General features: G+C 60.4%; 3 protein-coding genes. 1 reads left to right on the forward strand and 2 read right to left on the reverse strand.

The window, feature by feature from the left end; all coding sequences use genetic code 11:
* Positions 1–109 precede the first annotated feature (109 nt).
* Positions 110–2572 (forward strand): TonB-dependent receptor, encoded by a 2463-nt coding sequence (locus CEC48_RS02135; RefSeq protein ID WP_088422214.1) that lies wholly within the window; start codon positions 110–112, stop codon positions 2570–2572.
* 62 nt (positions 2573–2634) lie between these two features.
* On the opposite strand, the gene ilvD is transcribed toward CEC48_RS02135, so the two are convergent.
* Together ilvD and CEC48_RS02145 are read right to left on the reverse strand one after the other, a co-directional pair.
* Complete coding sequence (gene ilvD / locus CEC48_RS02140; RefSeq protein ID WP_088422215.1) at positions 2635–4476, reverse strand: dihydroxy-acid dehydratase; 1842 nt, start codon at positions 4474–4476, stop codon at positions 2635–2637.
* 266 nt (positions 4477–4742) lie between these two features.
* Complete coding sequence (locus tag CEC48_RS02145; RefSeq protein WP_088422216.1) at positions 4743–5942, reverse strand: MFS transporter; 1200 nt, start codon at positions 5940–5942, stop codon at positions 4743–4745.
* Positions 5943–6155: the final 213 nt, after the last annotated feature.

The raw sequence follows: 6155 nt of genomic DNA on the forward strand, positions 1-6155 counted from the left end.
TCAGGGTTTCTCCCCAAGCCGTCGTCCTTGATCACTGAGGCGTAAATAATAAGCACTCTCAAGTAGTGCCGCGCCCGTTCACTGACTTTTGCACCGGGGAGCACCATCCATGGCACACCGATTTGCCGCACGACCCTTGCTGACGCTGGCCATATCCTTGGCGTGCGGCACTGCGCCGTTGTATTTGCAGGCCGCCGAGAGCACTCAGGCCCAGACCTACCGCTTCGATATTCCGGGGCAAAGCCTGGACGGCGCGTTGGCGGCGTTTTCGGCGGTGACGCGGATTCAGGTGTTGGTGCCCAGTGAGTTGACGCAAGGTGTGGCGTCGCCCGGTGTCAGTGGCAGCTTGGGGCAACGGGATGCCCTGGCGAGGTTGCTCGCGGGGACGGGGTTGAGTGCAGCATTTATCAATGCCGATACGGTGACCCTGGAAAAGCGCGTGTCTTCAGGTACGGCCCTTGAAGTAGGCGCGACCACCATCAGCGCCGAGCACCTTGGGACTACAACCGAAGGCACCGGCTCCTACACCACCGGTGCGGTGACCATTGGCAAGGGCACGCAAAAGCTCAAGGACATTCCGCAGTCCGTCAGCGTGCTGACCCGCAAGGCCATGGATGACCAGAACATCACCACCCTGACCCAGGCGATTGAAGCCGTGCCGGGGATCACCTCGGTCAGGTCGCCGGGCCCCGGGATGTTCATGTTCTCCCGGGGTTTTGACATTGAAGCGTTGCAATACGACGGCGTTCCGGTACCGCGCAACTTGTACTCCCTGGGCAGCTACATCACCGAAAACATGGTGATTTACGACCGCATGGAAGTGTTGCGCGGTGCCGCCGGCCTGCTGCAAGGGGCCAACAGCCCGGGCGGTGCGATCAACCTGGTGCGCAAACGCCCGCAGGCCGCGCCCACGGTCACCTTGAGCGCCAAGGCCGGCAGTTGGGACCGCTATGCTTCCCAGGCCGACGTGGGCGGCCCGCTGAACGAGGCCGGCACCATTCGCGGGCGCGCAGTGGTCAACTATGAGAAAGGCCACTCGTTCACCGACTACACCTGGAACTGGGAACAGACCGTATACGGCGCGCTGGACTTCGACCTGGACGAAGACACCACCCTGGGCGTCGGTTTCAGCAACAAGAAAAGCCACGGGCGCCCGTACATGATTGCCCTGCCGCGCCACACCGACGGCACGCCCCTCGATGTGCCGCGCTCGACTTACACCGGCGCCAGCTGGAACCGCGCGGTCAATGATCAGACGGCGGTTTACCTGGACCTGGATCACGCGTTCAACGACCAATGGAAATTCCACGCCTCGGCGCTGGCGATGAACGAGTCCAATGAAGCGACCTACCAATTTATCGTCGGCGCGGTGCCGGTAGGCTCGTCCAAAAGCGGTAACTACGCGGATTACGCCACCGACTTTTCCGGCAAGAACCGTGGCCTGGATATGTACGTCAGTGGTGACTTCGAAGCCCTGTCATTCAAGCAGAGCCTGATCCTCGGCGGTAACTATTCCAAGTACACCACCGATGATGGCTACGCCCGACTCACCACACCAGGAGCGGACATCGGCGACATCGACCACCACCGCCCGGATCCGTCCTACGACAGTATCGCCGACCGGGGCAGCTTGGCCCAGAGCACCTATGACGTCCGCCAAAAGGGCCTCTATGGCACCTGGCGCATCAACCTGACCGAACCGCTGACGCTGATCCTCGGTGCGCGCGCCAGTTGGTATGACTTTGCCTTTAACGAGGACAACTACACCCAGCGGGTGTACGACTACAGTGAGAACAGTTCGGTAAAAAGCACCGGCAAAGTCACGCCGTTTGCAGGCCTTGTGTATGCGCTGGACGAACAGTGGTCGCTCTATGGCAGCTACGCCGAAGTGTTTATCCCGCAAACCCAGCAGACCCTGCAAAAGACCTCCCTGCCGCCCATCGAAGGCCAGAACTATGAGGTGGGCATCAAGGGCGAGTTGATGGACGGGCGCCTGAATACCTCCCTGGCGTTATTCCGCTACCTGCACAAGAACCGTGCGGTCGATGACCTCAATACCGATGTCGAGAATGGGACGACCCCGCTCTGCAGCGGTTGGTACTGCTCGCTGGCCTCGGGCAAGGTGCGCAGCCAGGGGCTTGAAGCCGAAGTCAGCGGCGAGTTGGCCCCGGGTTTTCAAATCAACAGCAGCTACACCTACAACACCACGGTGTTTCTGGAAGACACCGACCTCAAGGGCAAGGTCTTCAATACCGCCGTCCCCAAGCACATGCTGCGGGTGTGGGGTAACTACCAGCTACCGGGCGATTTCCATCGGGTCAGCCTCGGTGCCGGCGTCAATGCCCAGACCGCTACCACCAGTTCCGATCGCCAGTTCCACCAGGCCGGGTTTGCCATCTTCAACTCGCGCGTCGCCTACGAGGCCAGTGACGACGTGACCCTGGCCGTGAACCTGAACAACATATTGGACAAGCGTTACTACATCCCGTCCTACAGCCAATTGGCTGCCAACAACTACTTCGGCGACCCGCGCAACATGATGTTCAGCGTGACTTACAAGCCGCAGTTCTGATTCGGCCAGGCAAAAAAATGCCCTGCACTGGGCGGGGCATTTTTATGGCTAAGGACTAAGGCTTACAGCCCGTCCAGCATCGCCTTGTTACGTACTGCACCCTTGTCGGCACTGGTGGCCAGCAGGGCGTACGCCTTCAGCGCGGTGGTGACTTTGCGCGGACGCTTCTCTACCGGCTTCCAGCCTTTCTTGTCCTGCTCAATCCGGCGTGCAGCCAGTTCTTCATCGCTGATCAACAGGTTGATCGAGCGGTTCGGAATGTCGATCAGTACCTTGTCTCCATCCTGCACCAGGCCGATAGCGCCGCCTGCGGCAGCTTCCGGCGAAGCGTGGCCGATGGACAAGCCCGAAGTACCGCCCGAAAAACGACCGTCGGTCAGCAAGGCGCAGGCTTTGCCCAGGCCTTTGGATTTCAGGTACGACGTCGGGTAGAGCATCTCTTGCATGCCCGGACCGCCTTTCGGGCCTTCGTAACGGATGATGACGATGTCGCCTTCTTTCACTTCGTCAGCGAGGATGCCGCGTACCGAGCTGTCCTGGCTTTCGTAGATCTTGGCGCGGCCTTCGAACACGTGGATCGACTCGTCCACACCGGCGGTTTTCACCACGCAGCCATCGAGGGCGATGTTGCCGTACAGCACGGCCAGGCCGCCCTCTTGGGAATAGGCGTGCTCGACACTGCGGATGCAGCCGTTTTCACGGTCGTCGTCGAGGGTTTCCCAGCGGGTCGACTGGCTGAACGCGGTTTGCGTCGGGATGCCCGCCGGGCCTGCCTTGAAGAAGGTGTGCACGGCTTCGTCGTCGGTCTGGGTGATGTCCCACTTGGCAATGCCTTCGGCCAGGGATTTGCTGTGCACGGTCGGCAGGTCGGTGTGCAACAGGCCGCCACGGGCCAGGGAACCGAGGATCGAGAAGATCCCGCCGGCGCGGTGCACGTCTTCCATGTGGTACTTCTGGATGTTTGGCGCGACTTTGCACAGTTGCGGCACGTGGCGCGACAGACGGTCAATGTCGCGCAGGTCGAAGTCGATCTCGGCTTCTTGCGCGGCGGCCAGCAAGTGCAGGATGGTGTTGGTGGAACCGCCCATGGCGATGTCCAGGGTCATGGCGTTTTCGAACGCCTTGAAGTTGGCGATGTTACGCGGCAACACCGACTCATCGTTCTCGGTGTAGTAACGCTTGCACAGCTCGACGATGGTACGGCCGGCCTGCAGGAACAGTTGCTCGCGGTCGCTGTGGGTGGCCAGCGTGGAACCGTTGCCCGGCAAGGCCAGGCCCAGGGCTTCCACCAGGCAGTTCATCGAGTTGGCGGTAAACATGCCGGAGCACGAACCGCAGGTAGGGCAGGCGCTGCGCTCGTATTCCGCGACCTTCTCGTCAGAAGCGCTGGAATCGGCGGCGATGACCATGGCGTCGACCAGGTCGAGGCCGTGGGAGGCGAGCTTGGTCTTGCCGGCTTCCATCGGGCCGCCGGAGACGAAGATCACCGGGATGTTCAGGCGCAGGGAGGCCATCAGCATGCCGGGAGTGATCTTGTCGCAGTTGGAAATGCATACGATGGCGTCGGCGCAGTGGGCGTTGACCATGTATTCCACGGAGTCGGCGATGATCTCGCGGCTCGGCAGGGAATACAGCATGCCGTCATGGCCCATGGCGATCCCGTCGTCCACGGCGATGGTGTTGAATTCTTTCGCTACACCGCCGGCGCGTTCGATCTCGCGGGCGACCAGTTGGCCCAGGTCCTTGAGGTGGACGTGGCCGGGTACGAACTGGGTGAACGAGTTGGCAATCGCGATGATCGGCTTTTTGAAGTCGTCATCTTTCATCCCCGTGGCGCGCCACAGTGCGCGGGCGCCGGCCATGTTGCGGCCGTGGGTGGATGTTTTCGAGCGGTAATCGGGCATTGGAGCTCTCCGGGCGGCTAATCAGCTGCTAATCAGGTGCTAAAGGGGAAGTGAGCTTCTATTGACGTCTGGAACACTCAGAAAATGGCCGTGTGTCCGGAAGTTGCCTCAAACGCTGCGGGATCGCCGTGCGCAGTGGCCTTGAGCTCATAAACCCGCCGGGGGATGACTGGCGATGAATAGGCTCGATTCTACACCGCTGGCGGCCCGAGGGAATGGCCGCGAGCGTGTAGATAGCGCTTACGAGACGTGTGGGTGTGCAAGTTTCACGCTCGGCGGCCGACCCGGGCGTTCGTCACCACGCCCCAGACGCTGAACACGATGAAGCTGATCGCGATGGTCATCAGCAAGTTGTTGCCGGCTTGCGCGAGCGCAGCGCTGCTAACGGCGGCGGTGATGAACATGATGCTGTTGCCGGCTGAGGCGGCGGTGCCGGCGCTGCTGGAGAACAGCAGCATGGCCGCAGAAATCGCGGCGGGGCGAACCAGGGTCACGGCCAGGGCGCTGATCAGCATCGGGATGAGCAGGCTGATGGTGGTCATGGCCTCAAAGCTGATGATCAGCGCCAATAACACGCCCGCGACGCCCAGCAGGCCCAGCCCGATATTGATTTGCCGCGTGAGCGAGATGTGTTTTTGCAGGGCGCTCGCCGCAACGCCACCCAGCAGATAGGCAATGCCGTACACCATCAGCACCACCGCGTACTGGTATTCGGACAGCCTCAACTCATCCATGAATATCAGCGGCGTCACGCTGATCAGCGCGAAGTAACAGGCAAATACCAGCGCGGCGATCCACCAATAGCGGATGAAATCCCGATTCCCAGCGATGGATTTCAGCGTGGTGATGATCGAGACGGGGGCTCTTTCAGGGCTGGCGGCCTTGGACGGCAATATCAGGCAGGCATGGATAAACATGCCCAGCGCCATTACCGCAAACCCGTAGAAGCTGCCCTGCCAATCGAATGTGGTTTGCAACCAGGAGCCCAGCAGCGGCGACAGCGCAACAAACGAGCCGCTCAAGGTCATGTAATAGATGCGGATGCGGGCGCGGTCCTGTTCTTCGAACAGGTCTTCCACCAGCGCATGGCCGAGTACAAAAAAGCCACAGCCAATGGCCTGCAGGGCGCGAAACAGCAGGAAGTTCGGGTAACTGGTCGCCAGTGCGCAGCCAATCGAGCCAAGGGTGGAAACCACGATGCACCCCAGCAGCACTTCCTTGCGCCCGAATTTGTCTGAAAGCGGGCCGGCGATCAGTTGGGAAATCGCAAACACCAGCGTGAACAGGCTGATGGATAAGGCAACCTCGGCGGTTGACGTGTCGAACTTCACGGCCAGGGCAGGAAAGGAGGGCAGCAGGATATTGATCGGGAAAAAGCTGATCAGGGAGATGCAGGTGATGAGGATGAAACGCGAGAACTGTTGGCGTTTTGCGTCGCCAATGGGTTGGGAGTAGGACTCAGACATTGTTGTTGTTTTCCGGAGTTAAACCAGAAACCGATACTAGTCTGCGAAAAATGGAATTCAATCAAAACCGTTGCGGGAAGCTATAGGGGCTTGTGTGGCTTGCGGCAATGTTTCTGACTCAGCATAAAAAATGTGGGAGCGGGCTTGCTCGCGAATGCGGTGGATCAGTCAACATCTCTATTGACTGGCCCACCGCATTCGCGAGCAAGCCCG

It is taken from the genome of Pseudomonas sp. K2I15, from assembly GCF_002204795.1.
In the GTDB taxonomy this organism is placed as follows: domain Bacteria; phylum Pseudomonadota; class Gammaproteobacteria; order Pseudomonadales; family Pseudomonadaceae; genus Aquipseudomonas.

What these genes read in the sequence shown, in the direction of transcription:
- CEC48_RS02135 (WP_088422214.1), top strand. Translation starts at nt 110, where the DNA reads ATGGCACACCGATTTGCCGCACGACCCTTGCTGACGCTGGCCATATCC.
- ilvD (WP_088422215.1), bottom strand. Translation starts at nt 4,476, where the DNA reads ATGCCCGATTACCGCTCGAAAACATCCACCCACGGCCGCAACATGGCC.
- CEC48_RS02145 (WP_088422216.1), bottom strand. Translation starts at nt 5,942, where the DNA reads ATGTCTGAGTCCTACTCCCAACCCATTGGCGACGCAAAACGCCAACAG.